The organism is Symplocastrum torsivum (assembly GCF_059505465.1).
Genome location: NZ_JCACKQ010000014.1, coordinates 60,238 through 76,004, shown reverse-complemented (window position 1 = coordinate 76,004; position 15,767 = coordinate 60,238). Strand labels below are relative to the sequence as shown.

General features: G+C 45.0%; 15 protein-coding genes. 11 read left to right on the top strand and 4 right to left on the bottom strand.

What is annotated here, in order from left to right; genetic code table 11:
* Positions 1-297: 297 nt before the first annotated feature.
* From AC5JL3_RS05015 to AC5JL3_RS05000, 4 genes are all read right to left on the bottom strand, one after another.
* Positions 298-1,281: a glycosyltransferase family 2 protein gene (locus AC5JL3_RS05015; protein WP_496073430.1), complete on the bottom strand. Its 984-nt coding sequence runs from the start codon at positions 1,279-1,281 to the stop codon at positions 298-300.
* Positions 1,282-1,441: 160 nt separating this feature from the next.
* Complete coding sequence (locus AC5JL3_RS05010) at positions 1,442-2,587, bottom strand: peptidoglycan recognition protein family protein (protein WP_496073429.1); 1,146 nt, start codon at positions 2,585-2,587, stop codon at positions 1,442-1,444.
* Between the two features lie 304 nt (positions 2,588-2,891).
* A complete protein-coding gene (locus tag AC5JL3_RS05005) occupies positions 2,892-3,728 on the bottom strand; it encodes a DUF6885 family protein (protein ID WP_496073428.1) in 837 nt (278 codons plus the stop codon).
* 87 nt (positions 3,729-3,815) lie between these two features.
* Entirely contained in the window at positions 3,816-4,016 is a 201-nt protein-coding gene (locus AC5JL3_RS05000) for a hypothetical protein (protein ID WP_496073427.1), read from the bottom strand.
* 56 nt (positions 4,017-4,072) lie between these two features.
* Here AC5JL3_RS05000 and AC5JL3_RS04995 point away from each other — a divergent pair, with 56 nt between their 5' ends.
* From AC5JL3_RS04995 to AC5JL3_RS04945, 11 genes are all read left to right on the top strand, one after another.
* On the top strand, positions 4,073-4,276 hold the full coding sequence (locus tag AC5JL3_RS04995; protein WP_496073426.1) for a hypothetical protein: 204 nt from the start codon (positions 4,073-4,075) through the stop codon (positions 4,274-4,276).
* A gap of 267 nt (positions 4,277-4,543) precedes the next feature.
* Positions 4,544-5,698 carry an MIR domain-containing protein gene (locus AC5JL3_RS04990; RefSeq protein WP_496073425.1) on the top strand — a complete coding sequence of 385 codons (1,155 nt, stop codon included), beginning with the start codon at positions 4,544-4,546 and terminating at the stop codon, positions 5,696-5,698.
* Between the two features lie 376 nt (positions 5,699-6,074).
* On the top strand, positions 6,075-7,535 hold the full coding sequence (locus AC5JL3_RS04985) for an RtcB family protein (protein WP_496073424.1): 1,461 nt from the start codon (positions 6,075-6,077) through the stop codon (positions 7,533-7,535).
* 3 nt (positions 7,536-7,538) lie between these two features.
* A complete protein-coding gene (locus AC5JL3_RS04980; protein WP_496073423.1) occupies positions 7,539-8,423 on the top strand; it encodes a CobW family GTP-binding protein in 885 nt (294 codons plus the stop codon).
* Between the two features lie 4 nt (positions 8,424-8,427).
* A complete protein-coding gene (locus AC5JL3_RS04975; RefSeq protein ID WP_496073422.1) occupies positions 8,428-8,859 on the top strand; it encodes an archease in 432 nt (143 codons plus the stop codon).
* Between the two features lie 286 nt (positions 8,860-9,145).
* On the top strand, positions 9,146-10,414 hold the full coding sequence (locus AC5JL3_RS04970) for a hypothetical protein (RefSeq protein ID WP_496073421.1): 1,269 nt from the start codon (positions 9,146-9,148) through the stop codon (positions 10,412-10,414).
* Between the two features lie 168 nt (positions 10,415-10,582).
* Complete coding sequence (locus tag AC5JL3_RS04965; protein WP_192219467.1) at positions 10,583-11,128, top strand: NUDIX domain-containing protein; 546 nt, start codon at positions 10,583-10,585, stop codon at positions 11,126-11,128.
* 113 nt (positions 11,129-11,241) lie between these two features.
* Positions 11,242-11,931: a response regulator transcription factor gene (locus AC5JL3_RS04960; protein WP_496073420.1), complete on the top strand. Its 690-nt coding sequence runs from the start codon at positions 11,242-11,244 to the stop codon at positions 11,929-11,931.
* Positions 11,932-12,567: 636 nt separating this feature from the next.
* On the top strand, positions 12,568-14,715 hold the full coding sequence (locus AC5JL3_RS04955) for a SpoIIE family protein phosphatase (protein ID WP_496073419.1): 2,148 nt from the start codon (positions 12,568-12,570) through the stop codon (positions 14,713-14,715).
* Positions 14,716-14,781: 66 nt separating this feature from the next.
* Positions 14,782-15,363 (top strand): slr1658 family protein, encoded by a 582-nt coding sequence (locus tag AC5JL3_RS04950; protein ID WP_496073418.1) that lies wholly within the window; start codon positions 14,782-14,784, stop codon positions 15,361-15,363.
* Positions 15,364-15,404: 41 nt separating this feature from the next.
* Positions 15,405-15,749: a slr1659 superfamily regulator gene (locus tag AC5JL3_RS04945; protein WP_496073446.1), complete on the top strand. Its 345-nt coding sequence runs from the start codon at positions 15,405-15,407 to the stop codon at positions 15,747-15,749.
* Positions 15,750-15,767 lie beyond the last annotated feature (18 nt).

Here is a 15,767-nt window from a genome sequence, read left to right as displayed (position 1 = left end):
TATTCTTGCAAGCTTTTTGAGTGTATTTATAAATCATAGTCATTATGAGTATGGATTGTGTGGGCAGAGAATAAATTGTCTCATCAATAGCTGTAGGGCACAGCTTTCCTGTACCCTCCACTTGCCACCTGAATAACTTTTTTCTAGGAGTCTTTTACCTTGGGTTCATCAGGTTTAAGAGGAATTACACTCTCGTTAAGGGAGATGATGGAGATGGGGGAGTAATTTCGACCCTACCTCTCCTACTTTCCCATCTTCCTCACCTTCTCTACCTTCCTTCAATTAGTGACATTCGGTTTAAGAGGAGTGAACTTTTTGTTTAACTGATTGACTCGAATCAAACCCATAAGATTCTCGCACTAAGTACAGTGGGCGCCCCTTTACCTCTTCATATACACGACCCAGATATTCACCAAGGACACCTAAACTGACCAGTTGAACTCCTCCCAAAAAGAGGACAGCAACCATGATCGAAGCATAACCAGGTAGGTCTACTCCAAAAAGTACAGTACGAATGACTAGAAAGCTTGCGTAGAAGAATGCAGGAATAGCAACTAAAAGACCAATATAACTCCAGACTTTTAGAGGAATAAAGCTAAAGGAGGTAATTCCATCCAGAGCAAAGTTCCAAAGTCGCCAGTAGTTCCAGGTTGTTTCTCCTTTGTAACGTGAGGGACGGTCATAAAGAATCGAAGTTTGTTTGAAACCTACCCAAGCAAACAAACCTTTCATAAAACGATTGCGTTCTGGCAGTTGCTTAATAGCATCAACCACACGACGGTCTATTAAGCGGAAATCTCCCGTATCGCGGGGAATCGGGACATGACTAATGCGATCAATAATTCGGTAAAATGCATTAGCGGTGAGGCGCTTTATCCAGCTTTCTCCTTGACGTGAGCGACGAGTCGCCAAAACAACATCATAGCCTTCGCGCCACTTTGCAACCAGATCTGCAATTAATTCTGGTGGGTCTTGTAAATCAGCATCAATGGGTACAACAGCATCACCACAGGTATAGTCCAAACCTGCGCTCAGAGCAATTTCCTTGCCATAATTTCGAGACAGATTAACGACTTTAATGGCAGGGTTTTGTTGATGATGTTCAATCAGTCGTTCAATTGTATTGTCTTTACTTCCATCATTCACGCAAACAATTTCATAGGTCATGTTGAGGCGATTAAGGACAGAGGTTAATCGCTCAAACAGATAGTCAAGATTCTGCTCCTCGTTGTACACGGGAACGACTACAGAAAGTTCAACATCACCTGAATATGAAGGCATGGTGTAAGAAGTGTGAACTAACGAAAACTACCCCAGCCAAAATATATCACTACAGAAGGTTTGGGGATTCCTGAATTAGGGTGATGTTTTTGAAGAGGTTAGCGTGTCAACTCCTCTAAAGACATAAACTGGCGATAGTCTAATCCTTAGTCGCTTGACTCTAGCTGAGATTTAGCGTCGTCCAGGTTTTTTCTCCAACAATTCCGTCAGCCGAAATTCCTTTAGCTTTTTGAAAGGCAATTACAGCCGCTTGTGTTCCAGCACCAAAGATTCCGTCAGCAACTCCTGGGTTCAATCCTTGCTGTTGTAGGCGCTGTTGGAGTTGTTTAACTTCTGGACTAACGGCTCCAAGTTGAAGTGGTAGAAAGGGTTGTGAGGGTGTATCTCGCCATTTTTGAGAAAATTCTTCCAACACTTGTTTTGAGACTTGTCCTTGCAACCAAGCGATCGCCTGATCCTGGTGAGGTAAGCCACGATAATACTTATAAGTGTCAATTAGACTCAGCGTTGCGGGTGGGGATTCTGGCAGGACAGGAACAACCGACAGCGCCTGCCAAGTTGCGGGACCAACTACACCATCTGCCTTCAACCCGTTAAACTTCTGAAAGGAAACAACAGCTTGTACTGTACCAGAGCCAAAAATACCGTCGATTGGACCCGGATTAAAGCCTTTGGCTTTCAGGAGTTGCTGTAGTTCTTTGACTTTCGTTCCTGTAGAGCCTTCCCGCAGATAGTCTTCGACTGAAGCATCAATGCGTTGTCGGACTTCGTTGCGTAATCGAGGTAATTGGCTGTACAACCAATCACCAGGGCATTGTGTTGGGGAAAAGTCTCGATGTCCTCGAATATTGTCTGGGCTAATTTTGCAGGACGAACAAATCGAAGCACATAACTCAACCAAACTATTCCACTGCAGGACTTTCATCTGGTAGGTGGTAAAGGTACCTTCATTTTCAATTCCTGGTGACTCATTACCCTTAGTGTTACCTGCATGAGCAGAGCGAACACTACGCCCTTGTACAATCGCCGCTAAAGAGCCTTGTCTGCCCTCTAGCAGAAATCCAGTAGTGGTGTTTAAGAAGTTGTGACCAGAATCTACCCAACCAAAGCCATCCATGTGGGCTTTTTGAACACTTTTGGCAAACTCCTTTGCTCCTGTTAGCGTTCCTTTCGAGGCATCATTGGGGGGATTCGGGGTAGCCGTATGATGAATGATGATGTACTGCGGTCGAGTTATCTCTGACCATTGTTTTGGGGGCTTTGCTCCCCAGTCTTTGGCGGTAATGACACTGGCCGTGAATGACATCCTTACCTCTTGTCGTAAGTTGTAATGGCTTGATGGTTGCGATAGTGCTGAACTTCGTTCCGCTTTACTAAGGCGCTGCTGCAAGCTGATCGCGAGTGGAACATCTAGCCATAAAGCAGGTGTGACTTGTTTTTAACCTACTGTGTCACTCATTGCAAAGGGGGTTCTTTATCCTTGACATTTTTATAGAAATGTTAGATGGAACTGCTTGCAGGAGAAACTGTACAGAGATCTCTGCCTAGATGCGTCAGTAGGTTCTTCTGGAGGCAACAAACTCTCCAATCGAGAACCCTTCTGACTTTGCCTAACTACTTTGGGATTGTCCGTCACAACGTACTGGGGTTCCGTTATCCCAGCTAGCAATATCAAAGCTTTGTTCCCTAGCTTGTTGTTCTACCTCAGCCTGATTCTCTGCCGCAACGAATAAAAATACACCGCCCTCTTTACCATCATCGCGTCGGAGGGCGGAGGCGATCGCATCTTGTGGTTGCAAGTGGTAGCCGTCCCAGCCAAAGATTGGGTAGGTGTCGCGGACAAGGAGAAGCGATCGCTGATTTCCTTCAACGCTTCCCGCTAGCGTCACAAAGTGACCGACATCCCAATCGGCTTCGGGCGGTGATATATCCTCACCACCGAGGTAAGCCAAAGCATCTGTCAAGGCTACACGCGAACCCCATAGATGCCCTGTTTGCACGTTGCAAAGTGGTACTGCCTCCCAACTACGATTGTTCTGGCACAAAGCAATTAAAGTTTCAACGCTCTCTGGTGACCAGTTGGCACGAAGCGGCACTAATGCATAACGCCCCGATGAGGCTTGGGACACAGCGTTTACTAACCCTGTTGCAGCCGTACCCGCCTCTTGAACGTTAGCCGTCTCTGGCAGGGGTTGAGAATAGTCTTGACGTGAACTTGCTCCTGGTGGCACCCAATGAGTCGGATCACCGATTGGTAACTTTGAGTCTGCTAACAATGCTAGTTGCGTCACATCAACACCTGCAACCCCATGAGCCTGAAGCAGCATCGAAGCCCAGTAAGGACCACAGAGATTATCCGGTTGCTGACCAGTAAGGCGGTACGGCTGGTTGATTCGCTCAGCACCAGGGAGAAACTTGACTGAGAGACAGGCTGGCAGATTCAACATAGTTCAAGGGGCTGAACAATTGGCAGGGAATCTGAGAGTAACCCTTTAAGTTCTTACATAGTACAACGTGAGCAAACAGACATAATCTCACTCACTACTACTAGGACTCAAGGCATTTGCCTTTTCTCCTGGAATTAGGTTTAGGATATTCTGCGCTTCTCTTAGAGAAACGATGGTGAAGTTTAATTTAAAGTGGAAAGGCTCCACACGGCTTGGTGTTACTGGGGCAGACTCCCAGACTGTAAGACGATAGCCGAGGCTAAGTGGTTTAAGTTCGTAGTGTATCATCAAAGTTTTTGCCAAAAGTCAAATAACTAGTGCTGCCTACACTTATCTCTTGAGCTATGGCAACTTATGCCAATGGAAGTAGACAATCGTTTTCCTACAATAGTTTTCAATTGACTGGAAGTCATAGTTTTGAACTTAGGAAAGGAGAAAATAAAAAACAAAAATTCACTCCTACTTTTCCTATTTCAAAAAGACTGTCCCTTATCAACATGAAAACCCATCTAAACAGCCAAGAAGGCTTTGGTGTCTGGTTGTCTTGATTTATAAACCGTTTAAATACTAAAGCGTGAATAGGCAGTTGCACTTCACCCAACTGTATCACCCGATCGGGTGAAGACATTTTTTGGTTTATTCCCATGAACAAAAATCTAAAGTTTTGAATATTTATACCTGAATTTTTATTCGTCAATTAGATTGTGTGCCAGTTCCTTTTGTGGTGTGAATTGGAAAGTTCAGTCCGGAACCACAACACCTTCTACTGGAGCTTATGAAGTCATCAATTCTTGACTTAATCTCAGGAGAAATTTATGCGAGTTCGGATCGAATTAGTAGAAGTATTGTGCAGGGATACAGAGGATGTTACTGGAGCTGACACATTGTATCTAGTTGGTGGTGTGTCGGACGGAAGACAAACGCAACCTGTGTTAACCAATCGACTGTGGATTAATAACAATCAAACTCGTTCATTTGCTGCTGATCGCAGCGTCATGTTTGATGCCGAAGTACCAGAGAACAGAAGTGTTCACATTGGTCTGCAAGCCTTTGATGAAGATGCAGCCAGAGACTGGGCTAAGCATGGAGAATGGGTTACCCAATTAACCGATGCGATCGCAGGAGAAATTGAGCAACTACCCCGTGACCCACAGATACAGCAGGGGCCAGTTGACAGTCAAAACCCAGACCCCAACCAAGTAGCGGCCGCAATTCTGCGAGGAGCGGTTCGAGTCGTTGGGTTCTTTGCCCAGCATGACAAAGATGATAAGCTCGGTCAAACAACAATAGACATCCCAGTAGGAGTTCCTAGCACAGAAATTAAAGAGTGGAACTTTAGTGGACGTAGCCTCGGCGGAGTTTTCGGATGGTCTACTTGGAATTACACCGTTCGCTATCGTGTTAGCCAATTAGCGCCAAGTACTCCAGGTGCGATCGCAACCTTCGGAAATAAAATCAAGCTGCGCCATCTTGCAACCGTTAGAACCCTGCACTCACACCCACTCAATTATGGTCACCGCAGTACATCCGGTCAGCAACAGGTAACAGCTTATGAGGGGGCAGATGATAACGATCTCTGGATTATTAAAGGAGCGCATGGGCAACCTGACAACCATAGGGCAGGGCAACCCGTTCAAAATGGTGACATTATTCGCTTGCAGCATGGGTTAACTGGGAGAAACTTACACAGTCATGGCGGAATCCCTTCCCCAGTAACGGGTCAGCAAGAAGTTACCTGTTTCGGTGACAACGGCTTTGGCGATGACAATGATAACTGGCGAGTTGAAATCGAAGGTGGTGGAGTTTGGGATACGAATCGGCGAATGAGGCTGATTCACGTTAATACCAATCATGCTCTGCACTCTCACTTCGGGTACTCCCATCCTAATTGGACGGCAAGTCAGCAGGAAGTTACAGGTTTTGCAGGGCGAGATGATAATGATTGGTGGTCGCTTTTCGAGATTCATTAAGCTGCTGCCATCTAGCGGAGTTGTCCACTAATCCAAAATCCAAAGTGGTATAAGCGATCGCAGCTTTAATTTACAACAACTGCTCAGCAAAAGGGGAAAGGTAATTTCATACATACCTTTCCTCTTTTTCCTTTTCCCCGAAACCAATTAGCTGTAAAGAATTTAGCTTGAAAGGCAGAAGGTAGAGGGCAGGAGGCTTCAGCCTGAGTTTTAAACCCTAGACCGCTCCTTTAGGGAGAGGTTCAGACAAAGCCATAACGTTATGCTCGGAACAATTGTATTAGTGTAATTGAATACTCCCACTACTAACCCCCAAGGTTTTGTTGCAAAACGTTTGGAAGACAACCGATATAGGAGATAAGCGGGAGTAGAGCGAATGGTTATGATGAAAGGTTTAAAACGAATTTCTGACACAGTTTGGGAAATCCCTGTTTCCTACAAAGAGGGTATGCGCGTTCCTGCCCGGATATATGGGACAGAGAAGATAATACAGGAATTAGACGAAGCCGTTTATGACCAAGTTACTAACGTAGCAACGCTTCCAGGGATAACGAAGTACGCCTTGTGTATGCCTGATGGACACTTTGGCTATGGGTTTCCCATTGGTGGAGTGGCAGCGATGGATGTAGACCAAGGGGGTGTCATTTCCCCTGGTGGCATCGGTTTTGACATCAACTGTGGAATGCGTTTGCTGGTAACTAACCTGACCTACGATGAAGTCAAACCTCGTATCAAAAAGCTGGTAGATAAGCTCTACCAAAGGGTTCCTGCTGGAGTAGGAAGCACTGGCTTTGTGAAGATTTCGCGGCAAGAGTTTCGGCAGGTTGTCGAGGAAGGTGCTGGTTGGTGTCTCCGTAATGGCTATGGTTGGGAAGAAGATTTGGAACTCATTGAAGAAAACGGCTGCATGAAGGGTGCCGATGCTTCAAAGATTAGTGAAAAGGCAATTGATCGAGGTTTCAACCAAATCGGGACTCTAGGTTCTGGCAACCACTATCTTGAAATTCAAGTAGCTCGAAAGGAACACATTTTTGATCGTGACTTAGCCCGAACTATGGGAATTACTCGCCCAGATCAAGTAGTAGTGATGTTCCACTGTGGTAGTCGGGGATTTGGTCATCAGGTAGCAACCGACTATCTACAAGTTTTTCTAAAAGTGATGGAGAGCAAGTACGGCATCAAGATTTTAGATCGGGAACTTGCCTGTGCGCCTCTCAATTCTCCTGAAGGTCAAGCCTACTTTGCGGCGATGAAGTGCGGCATCAATATGTCTTATGTTAATCGTCAAGTCATTCTGCACCGCATCCGTGAGGTGTTTTCGGAGATATTTGGAAGTTCTGCGGAAGACTTGGGTATGCACATGGTTTACGACGTAGCTCACAATACAGCTAAGTTAGAGCGTCACGTTGTTGATGGGAAAGAGCGATCGCTTCTTGTCCATCGTAAGGGTGCAACTCGTGCTTTCGGACCAGGGATGGAAGATGTGCCGGAGCGGTATCAGGAAATTGGTCAGCCAGTTATCATTGGCGGCAGTATGGAAACTGGATCTTATTTGTTGGTTGGCGTACCTACTGGCGACCAGACATTCTTCAGCACTGCTCATGGTAGCGGACGAACAATGAGTCGAACAAAGGCGCGGAAAACTTGGCAGGGAGACCAACTCCAAAGGGATATGTTGCGTAAAGGCATTTATGTCCGCAGTACTTCAAAAACTGGACTAGCAGAGGAAGCGGGTGGCGCGTACAAAGATATTGAGGATGTCATTGAAGCGGCTGAGTTAGCTGGAATTAGCAAACGGGTTGTTCGGCTGACTCCAATCGGAAATGTTAAGGGGTAGAGTATGCAAGTACGCACACCACTCACAGTTATTACTGGGCCGCTTGGAAGCGGAAAGACGACACTACTACGTCACATCCTCAATACGGTTTCCAGCAAAATCGCTATTCTGATGAACGAATTTGGCGAAATTGCGATCGATAGTAAAATCATTGCCGGGAAAAATGTCGAGATGGCAGACCTCGGTGGGGGTTGTGTGTGCTGTTCACTGCTGGGTGAGTTTGAAGCGGCTGTCGAGGAAATTATTGATACTGTTGACCCAGATATCATTGTGGTGGAGACAACTGGAGTTGCAGAGCCAGATGCGCTGGTATTCGATATTCAAGAGAGTTTACCAAAAGTGCGACTGGATGGAGTTGTGACAGTTATTGATGCGGATGCAATGGTGAAATATCCGTCTGTAGGACACACAACTCGGCTGCAAATTGAAGGAGCAGACACTATTCTCTTAAATAAGGTTGATTTGGTGTCTAAAAGCGAGTTAAAAGCGATAGAAGAGAAGTTGCACTCGTTTAATGAAGTCGCCTCAATTTTGCACACCCAACGGGGTCAAGTAGATACGGATTTGCTATTTGGTATTGCAAGGGAGCGAGTTGAAAAACCACCTCATCACGTTCACCAACCCGAATTTGAATCATTCAGCTACACTTCGGAAGCTACCTTTAATCCTGAATGTTTTGAGGGATTTGCTGATAGTCTTGAGACAGACGTGTATCGGGCAAAAGGTTTTATCCAGTTTGATTCAGGTACCTATTTGTTTAATTTCGTAGCTGGACGCTGGGATTTGGAGCGATTTGAACAAGAGGGAACGGAGCTAGTTTTTATCGGCAAACAGTTGAGAGATCGCAAAGAAGAAATTATTAGTCAGTTAAAGACGTGTGAGCAATAGTTCTATGCCTTATGAGTTTCTTGAAGATGTTGCCACTGCTGATATTGCTTTTCACGCTTGGGGAAAAGATTTAGAGGAGATTTTCATAGCGGCAGGTGATGCAACGATTAACGTGATGATTGATAATCTGGATGCGATCGCACTAAAAGAAACACGCACTTTCACCTTGGAAAATGATGAACTAGATATGCTCCTGTTCAATTTTCTGCAAGAATTCGTCTACTACAAGGACAGTGAGTTACTTTTGTTGCGATCGCAGCAGGTTCAGATTGAGGAGAAGAACGGAGAATATCATCTAAGTGCAGTGACTCAAGGAGAAACGCTTGACTTGGAAAGACACGAACAACGGGTAGATGTCAAAGCTGTTACGTTACACCGTTTTCAATTAGAAAAAAACGATGACGGTTGGACAGCAATGGTGATTCTTGATATCTAGTGTTATGTAAAGTTCAGTCTATTACCCATAGTTGGGGTAGACAGTTCAGGCGCTAGTATCAATTGCATAGAGCAATTGTGAATTCTGGCTCCTGTATCATTTTGCATAGAAATTATTAAGGGCAATTGAACTGACTTAAGATTGAACAAGAAACCTTTTGTGAAGGGTAAGGCTACGCTGTGAGCGCTACCAATTTCCTGGAGTTCCACGCTCGTGTAGTTGGTGCAGCAGTTTTTAAACCTTGCGAAGGAAGCACTTAAATTCTCATACTAGTTGGTATTGAGAGATGCAAAGAAACAAGCTAGTTTTTGCCTTAGTTGGACTATTGTTGTGTGCAACTGCTGGTTATAGCCTCAACCGCTTTATTCTTAGCCCTGAAGATGTTGTCCGTCGAAACTTAGGTAATATTTGTCCTCAAAATACTGTTGCAGAAGATTTCAACGTTTTGAACACCCGCAAGTGGTCAGCGAGAAAAATTGTTGTCTACAAGGTTAATTGCCGCAGTGAAAACGCTATTCCAATCGAAAACAGAAACTTTTTAGGGCATCAAGTCGTGGTACGAAAAGGATTAGGTTGGCAAGCATCAGGTAGTGGAGATCATCTTGAAGTCTTGCCACAGCCACCAGGAGAACTTGTACACTACGGCATTAAACTCAACCAAAAGAATGTTGGAGGTGATCGCCACGCAGTAATCTATGGTGAAATTCTTACACCCAAAGTCGCTGCTGTAGAGGCGACGTTTGATAACGGTAAGACTTTACGGGACGAAGGCAAGGATGGCATCTTGGCGATGGCTTTACCAGAAGCTGTTGAAGTCCGTGAGGTAAGGGTACTAGGCGCTAATGGTCAGGTACTACAACGCGACAGCAAGAGTCCACCGACGATCTATGTTGATCAATTCTCCTTCCCTGTTGCTCCTAGCCCTGAAGATGCCCTTCGTCATCATGTATTTGTCTCACCTACGTGTTCTCAGCCTTACGCTCCAGAAGCTATGGTTCTTGGAGATTTCCGCATTCTGCGTACTATCAAGTATTCGCAAGGCGTAATGGTACTCTACAGACAGATTTGTCGTGATGCTACAACATCAATTTTACAAGCTAATTTGTATACGGCATGGGTTGTCCATGAGAACACTGTTTGGCGACAAGCGAAGGTTTCCCAATCACTAGGGCAAACGTCTTATCGTATTACGAATACGAGTCCTGTTGAACATAAGAGCAGTGTTTGGCAATTAAGGTCGCAAAGTCTAGCAGCAGATTACCTTACTGAATTTTCACCAATGGGTCTGGTTTGGTACAGTTCAGGTTCAGAGGTTAGTGAGGGCAAAAATGTAGATGATGACAAGACATTCATTTCTGGACGCGCTCTTAGCTCCAAAGTCGTTGCTGTAGAAGTAAGTTTTAGCACTGGACAAACTCTACGTGATCAAGTCACCAATGGTGTCTTCGGTATACTTTTAACGAGAGCAGCCAAGATTTGTGAAGTGAGAATGCTGGGAGCCAATAATCAAGTTCTACAGCGTAATGGTCTTCCTCTGGGTGAGCCGTGCCGTTGAAGCCTGAGTGTGAGACATGAGGAGCAGCAATGGAAGGCGATCGCTTCTTGTCAGTTTGCTGAAAACATACCGCACGATGACCCTTTACTGGATTCCCCTACCTCAGACACATGTACCTTAGCTTGACTTGAGGATAGCCTTGTTTACGTTATAGCAAGGGAACAGCTCATGGCAGAACAGTACGGTCCTTGGACGATACAAGAAAAGCGTCGAAAGTATCAAAATTCATTTATCAATGTCCGTGAAGACCAGGTTGTTCAACCTGACGGGCAACCCGGTATGTATTCCACCGTTACAATGAAACCTGGTGTTGCTATTCTGCCGATAGATAGCGATGCAACCGTGTATCTTACTCGGCAATTTCGCTATGCTCTTGGGAAAGAAAGCATCGAAGTCGTGTGCGGTGCGATTGAGGAGGATGAACCTCCGCTAGAAGCGGCACAACGTGAAGTTCAAGAAGAAATTGGAATCAAAGCCGAGGAATGGAGCAATTTAGGAATCTTTGATTTAGATACATCAATCGTTCATTGTCCTGTGTATCTATTTCTGGTGAAGCAGTTAACATTTACACAAACACATCAAGAAGGAACAGAAACAATCGAAAGAGTTCGTATGCCCTTAGATGTAGCAGTACAAATGGTGATGGATAGCAAGATCACCCATGCGCCAAGCTGTGTGATGCTTCTCAAAGCAGGTAATGCACTGGCTAAATAATTACAATCAGCCGTTCACCAAGTTTTCCAACGGGAAGCATCAGTACTGCGTTAAGCTTATGTGCTTGATACGATCGCACTGGCACCAACTCTAAAATATTGTAGTTAGCTTTTATGAGGATTCTTTTAGTAGAGGATGAGCCTAGTCTCGCTGAGGTACTAGCCGATGCGATCGCAGATCAGCGTTATGTAGTTGATGTCGCTACAGATGGAGAAACTGCTTGGGGGCAAATCAAAAACCTTGACTATGACTTAATTGTGCTAGATATGACACTCCCTAAGCTGGGTGGCATTGATTTGTGCAAGCGGGTACGCTCTCATGGCTACCAAATGCCAATCTTGATGGCAACTGCCCATGACACAACATCCGATAAAGTTAGCTGCTTGGATGCTGGCGCTGATGACTACATGGTCAAACCTGTTGATTTAGAAGAATTACTTGCTCGGATTCGAGCTTTGCTACGACGGGGAAGTAGTTCATTATCACCAACGCTAAACTGGGGTGACTTGCATCTTGATCCAGCTACCTACGAAGTTAGCTACAAGAACCAATCTCTGCGCTTGACTGGCAAAGAATATAGTCTTTTGGAACTCCTTTTACGCAATGAACGGCGGATACTTAGCCGCAGTGTCATCATTGAACACATTTGGTCACTTGACAATCCTCCAGAGGAAGATACAGTCAAAGCTCACATCAAGAGCTTACGCAAAAAACTCCGAGCAGTAAGTGCGCCTGATGATTTTATAGAAACTGTTCATGGTTTAGGTTATCGTCTCAAGCAATTTTCCCAAAATGTGAACTAAACGCTAATCGTCGGTTCTAGTTTAGTGGAAGAATCTATTTTTTTAATACGGCTTGAGTGTTTGGCATGATTCCTATGACTAAACTTTTGTAATATTTCACAAGTCTATAGTTACTTATTCTATTTTATATAAGACCTCTTTCCCCGATTTCTTCGGCACTTTACTAATTTCTTCAGGTGTCCTTCCATCTATTATCCCGATGAGTTTAGACTTCTCGCTTGTCTATTAATATTGCACAGAAATTTCCTTTTATTTTGATTAGGGCTATTTCATCAATTCCTAATCTCGTCATTCAGAAGTTCTGTCAAAAGTTTGCTTCCCTTTTTCCGGGTTATGAGTGTCAATTCACCGAAACAAGTAGTTGTTTCGGTTTTTGGAATCGAGCCGCCATGTTAGTCTAGTTATTCTTATACGAACCCTTAGGACTTACGCCTGATTAACATAATGCAAGGCTATCTAAGCTGCACCATTTCTTTAATCGCCTCACAAGCTCCGGCTTAGACAAGGGTGCTATGGGTAAGTTCCAAAACTGTAACCAACGAGGCAAAGCAGCAATCGGGGGGCAAAATATCGACGACGGTATCATTTTGCCGATGCTTAAACAGCAACAGGTAGCTTAGGAGCGATCGCCCGATCATGTTAATTAACGTTCTAAACCGCTTAGTTTCTTCTAAAAGACCGTCACTGCGTTTGATACTTGTTGTACCGTTCGTCCTCCAAATCTTTGCAGCGGTGGGCTTAACGGGGTATCTTTCCTTACGCAACGGTCAGCAGGCAGTCAACGACCTAGCCACCCAGTTACGCCTTGAAATCGCTGCCCGCATCTACCAGCATCTTAAAACCTACATGGCGACACCCCATCTGATCAATCAAATTAATGCTAATGCTGTCAGGCAGGGTCTGTTGAGTTTAGAAGATTCAAAGAGCCTGGAGCGCTACTTTTGGGCACAGACCCAATTGTTCCCTGAAATGGCTACGATTGCTTTCGCCAACGAGCGGGGAGAATTCGTTGGGGCTAACGGTCTTGAGCAATACATCGTCGTAGCGAACGAGTCTACGGGTGGCGCTATGCGGAGATATGCTGTAGACAACCGAGGCGATCGCACTAAATTGCTATTCAACAGACCCAACTACGATGCTAGGGTTCGGTCTTGGTATCGAAGCGCCGTACAACTAGGCAGCCCCAGTTGGGATGAAGTTAGCGTATCTTTCAGCGATCGCAGGCTTGATATCAGTGCTACCTATCCGTTCTACGACAAGACAGGTAGGTTTAAGGGGGTACTTCTAGGCGAACAAACCCTCTCACAAATCAGTAATTTCCTTCAAAGTCTGAAAATTTCGCGATCGGGACAGACCTTCATTGTCGAGCGTTCCGGAGATTTAATCGGAAGTTCCACTACGGAGCAGCCATTCCTCATAGTAGAGGGTAAGGCGAAACGCTTGAGAGCCACAGACAGCAAAGAAATCTTGATTCGCTCCACTGCACAGTACTTGGTGAAAGAATTCGGTGACTTCAGCCAAATTCGTAACAGCCAACAACTCAACTTTGTCCTAGAAGGACAGAGGCAATTTGTACAAGTGCTACCCTTCCAAAGTGGTTCAAGTCTTGACTGGTTGATTGTAGTGGTAGTCCCAGAATCAGATTTCATGGAGCGTATCAATACCAATACCCGCTCTACAATTCTCCTTTGTCTAGCCGCTTTAATTTTGGCAATCATACTGGGCATTCTTACCGCCCGTTCAATTACTCAGCCGATTTGGCGTTTGAGCAATGCCTCTTGGATATTAGCGAAGCAAGCCGCTACCTCAGATCTTGCTCGTCCAGAATTAGAACAAAAAGTAGAAACGAATAGTGTCAAGGAACTCAGAGTTCTGGCTCAGGCGTTCAATCACATGGCTCAAAAGTTACGCGAGTCCTTTACTGCATTAGAAAAGGCAAATGAGGTGTTAGAACAACGTGTTCTAGAACGGACATCTGAACTCAACGAAGCCAACCAGGAAATAACACTCCTCAACCAGCGCCTCAAGACTGAAAATCTCCGGATGAAGGCGGAACTAGAGATAACACGCCAACTACAACAGATGATATTGCCGAAACAGGAGGAACTCCAGTCAATTCCCGAACTGGAGATTACTGGTTTTATGGAGCCAGCACAAGAGGTAGGAGGCGACTACTACGACGTTCTGACTTACAACGGGTTAGTCAAAATTGGTATTGGAGATGTAACCGGACACGGTTTGGAAAGTGGCGTATTGATGATTATGGTACAAACGGCAGTGCGTACCCTTCTAGCAAACAATGAAACTGACCCTACTAAATTCTTGAATGTGCTAAATCGGGTGATTTACGACAACGTGCAGCGAATGAATTCAGATAAAAATCTTACCCTCTCCTTATTGGACTACCACGAGGGTACTCTGTGCTTGAGCGGTCAACACGAGGAGATGATTGTCGTGCGCTCTGGTGGTCAGATAGAACGGTTTGACACAATAGATTTAGGCTTTCCCATTGGTTTAGAAGCCGATATTAGCGATTTCGTCGCTAATACTCAAGTACAGTTGAACCCAAAAGACGTGGTAGTTCTATACACTGATGGAATTACTGAAGCCGAAAATCAGTCAGGGGTACGATACGGGATTGAGCGATTTTGTGAGGTGCTAGGCGACAACTGGCATCGGTCAACAGAGGAAATCAGGCAAGCCGTTGTTGAGGATGTTCGACAGCATATCGGTGAGCAAAAGGTCTACGATGACATCACTTTGCTGATACTCAAACAGAAGTAGTCATTCGTTATTCGTGAGTTGCAATTAACAAGTGATATCAAGTCCAAGGGAATACATACTATCGACATGACTCAGATATTTGGGGATTTCCATGAGGATCTGCCTGTTGTTCAGGAATACTTAACTCTTTTCTTTTCGCCTAGTTCTGTGCCAGTTAAGCAGCGCTGGAGAACCAATGGGTTGTCGGCTGATTTTATGGCTGACTACTTTTCGACGTTTTTTCCGGGAAATGAGGAGGCTGCTAGTGAAGATGACATCCAAAGAGAGGTAAAGAGCGCTGTTAGCTTTATTGGCAATGAGTTGTTAGAGAATGCCATGAAGTTTACTGACGAAACCTCAGACTACCCGATTAGCTTGACTCTTCAAATGCATAGTGACAGACTTGTGTTTCTCGCAACTAACAGTGTCAATCCCAAAGAGATCGCGACGTTTCAGAACTACATCCAGGAGTTAACAACCTCCGACCCTGACGAGTTGTATATTCGTCATCTGGAACAAAATGCAGATGACGAGCATGAACACGCTTCTCGTTTAGGGCTTCTGACCATGATGAACGATTATCAAGCCAAGCTAGGCTGGAAGTTCGAGAGCGTCCAAAACGATCCAGAAGCGATCGCTGTAACGACGATGGTGCAGTTGACCCTATAGGTTACGAAAACAACTAAGACTATGCAAAGAGCTTTGGGATGATGGAGATTAAGACTGAAGATTACTGCATCTACTACGACCCAGATATTGAAACAGTGATCTGCCAGGGTTCACTCCGCTTAAGCGGGACGGAAGAATATGCGCCAATCGTGAAGTTATTGACTAATCTCGCTGACCAAGAGCCACAAAGGATTACTCTAGACTTACGAGAGCTAGAGTTTCTTAATAGTTCAGGGATCAACGTGCTGTCAAAGTTCGTGATCAAGGTTCGTCAGCAAGGAAATATTCAAATGGTCCTGCAAGGCTCTAAAAACATCCCCTGGCAAGGGAAGTCTTTGAAGAACTTGCAGCGACTAATGCCTTCTTTGCAACTGGAATTGGCATAGTGATCCAAGGTGCATCGT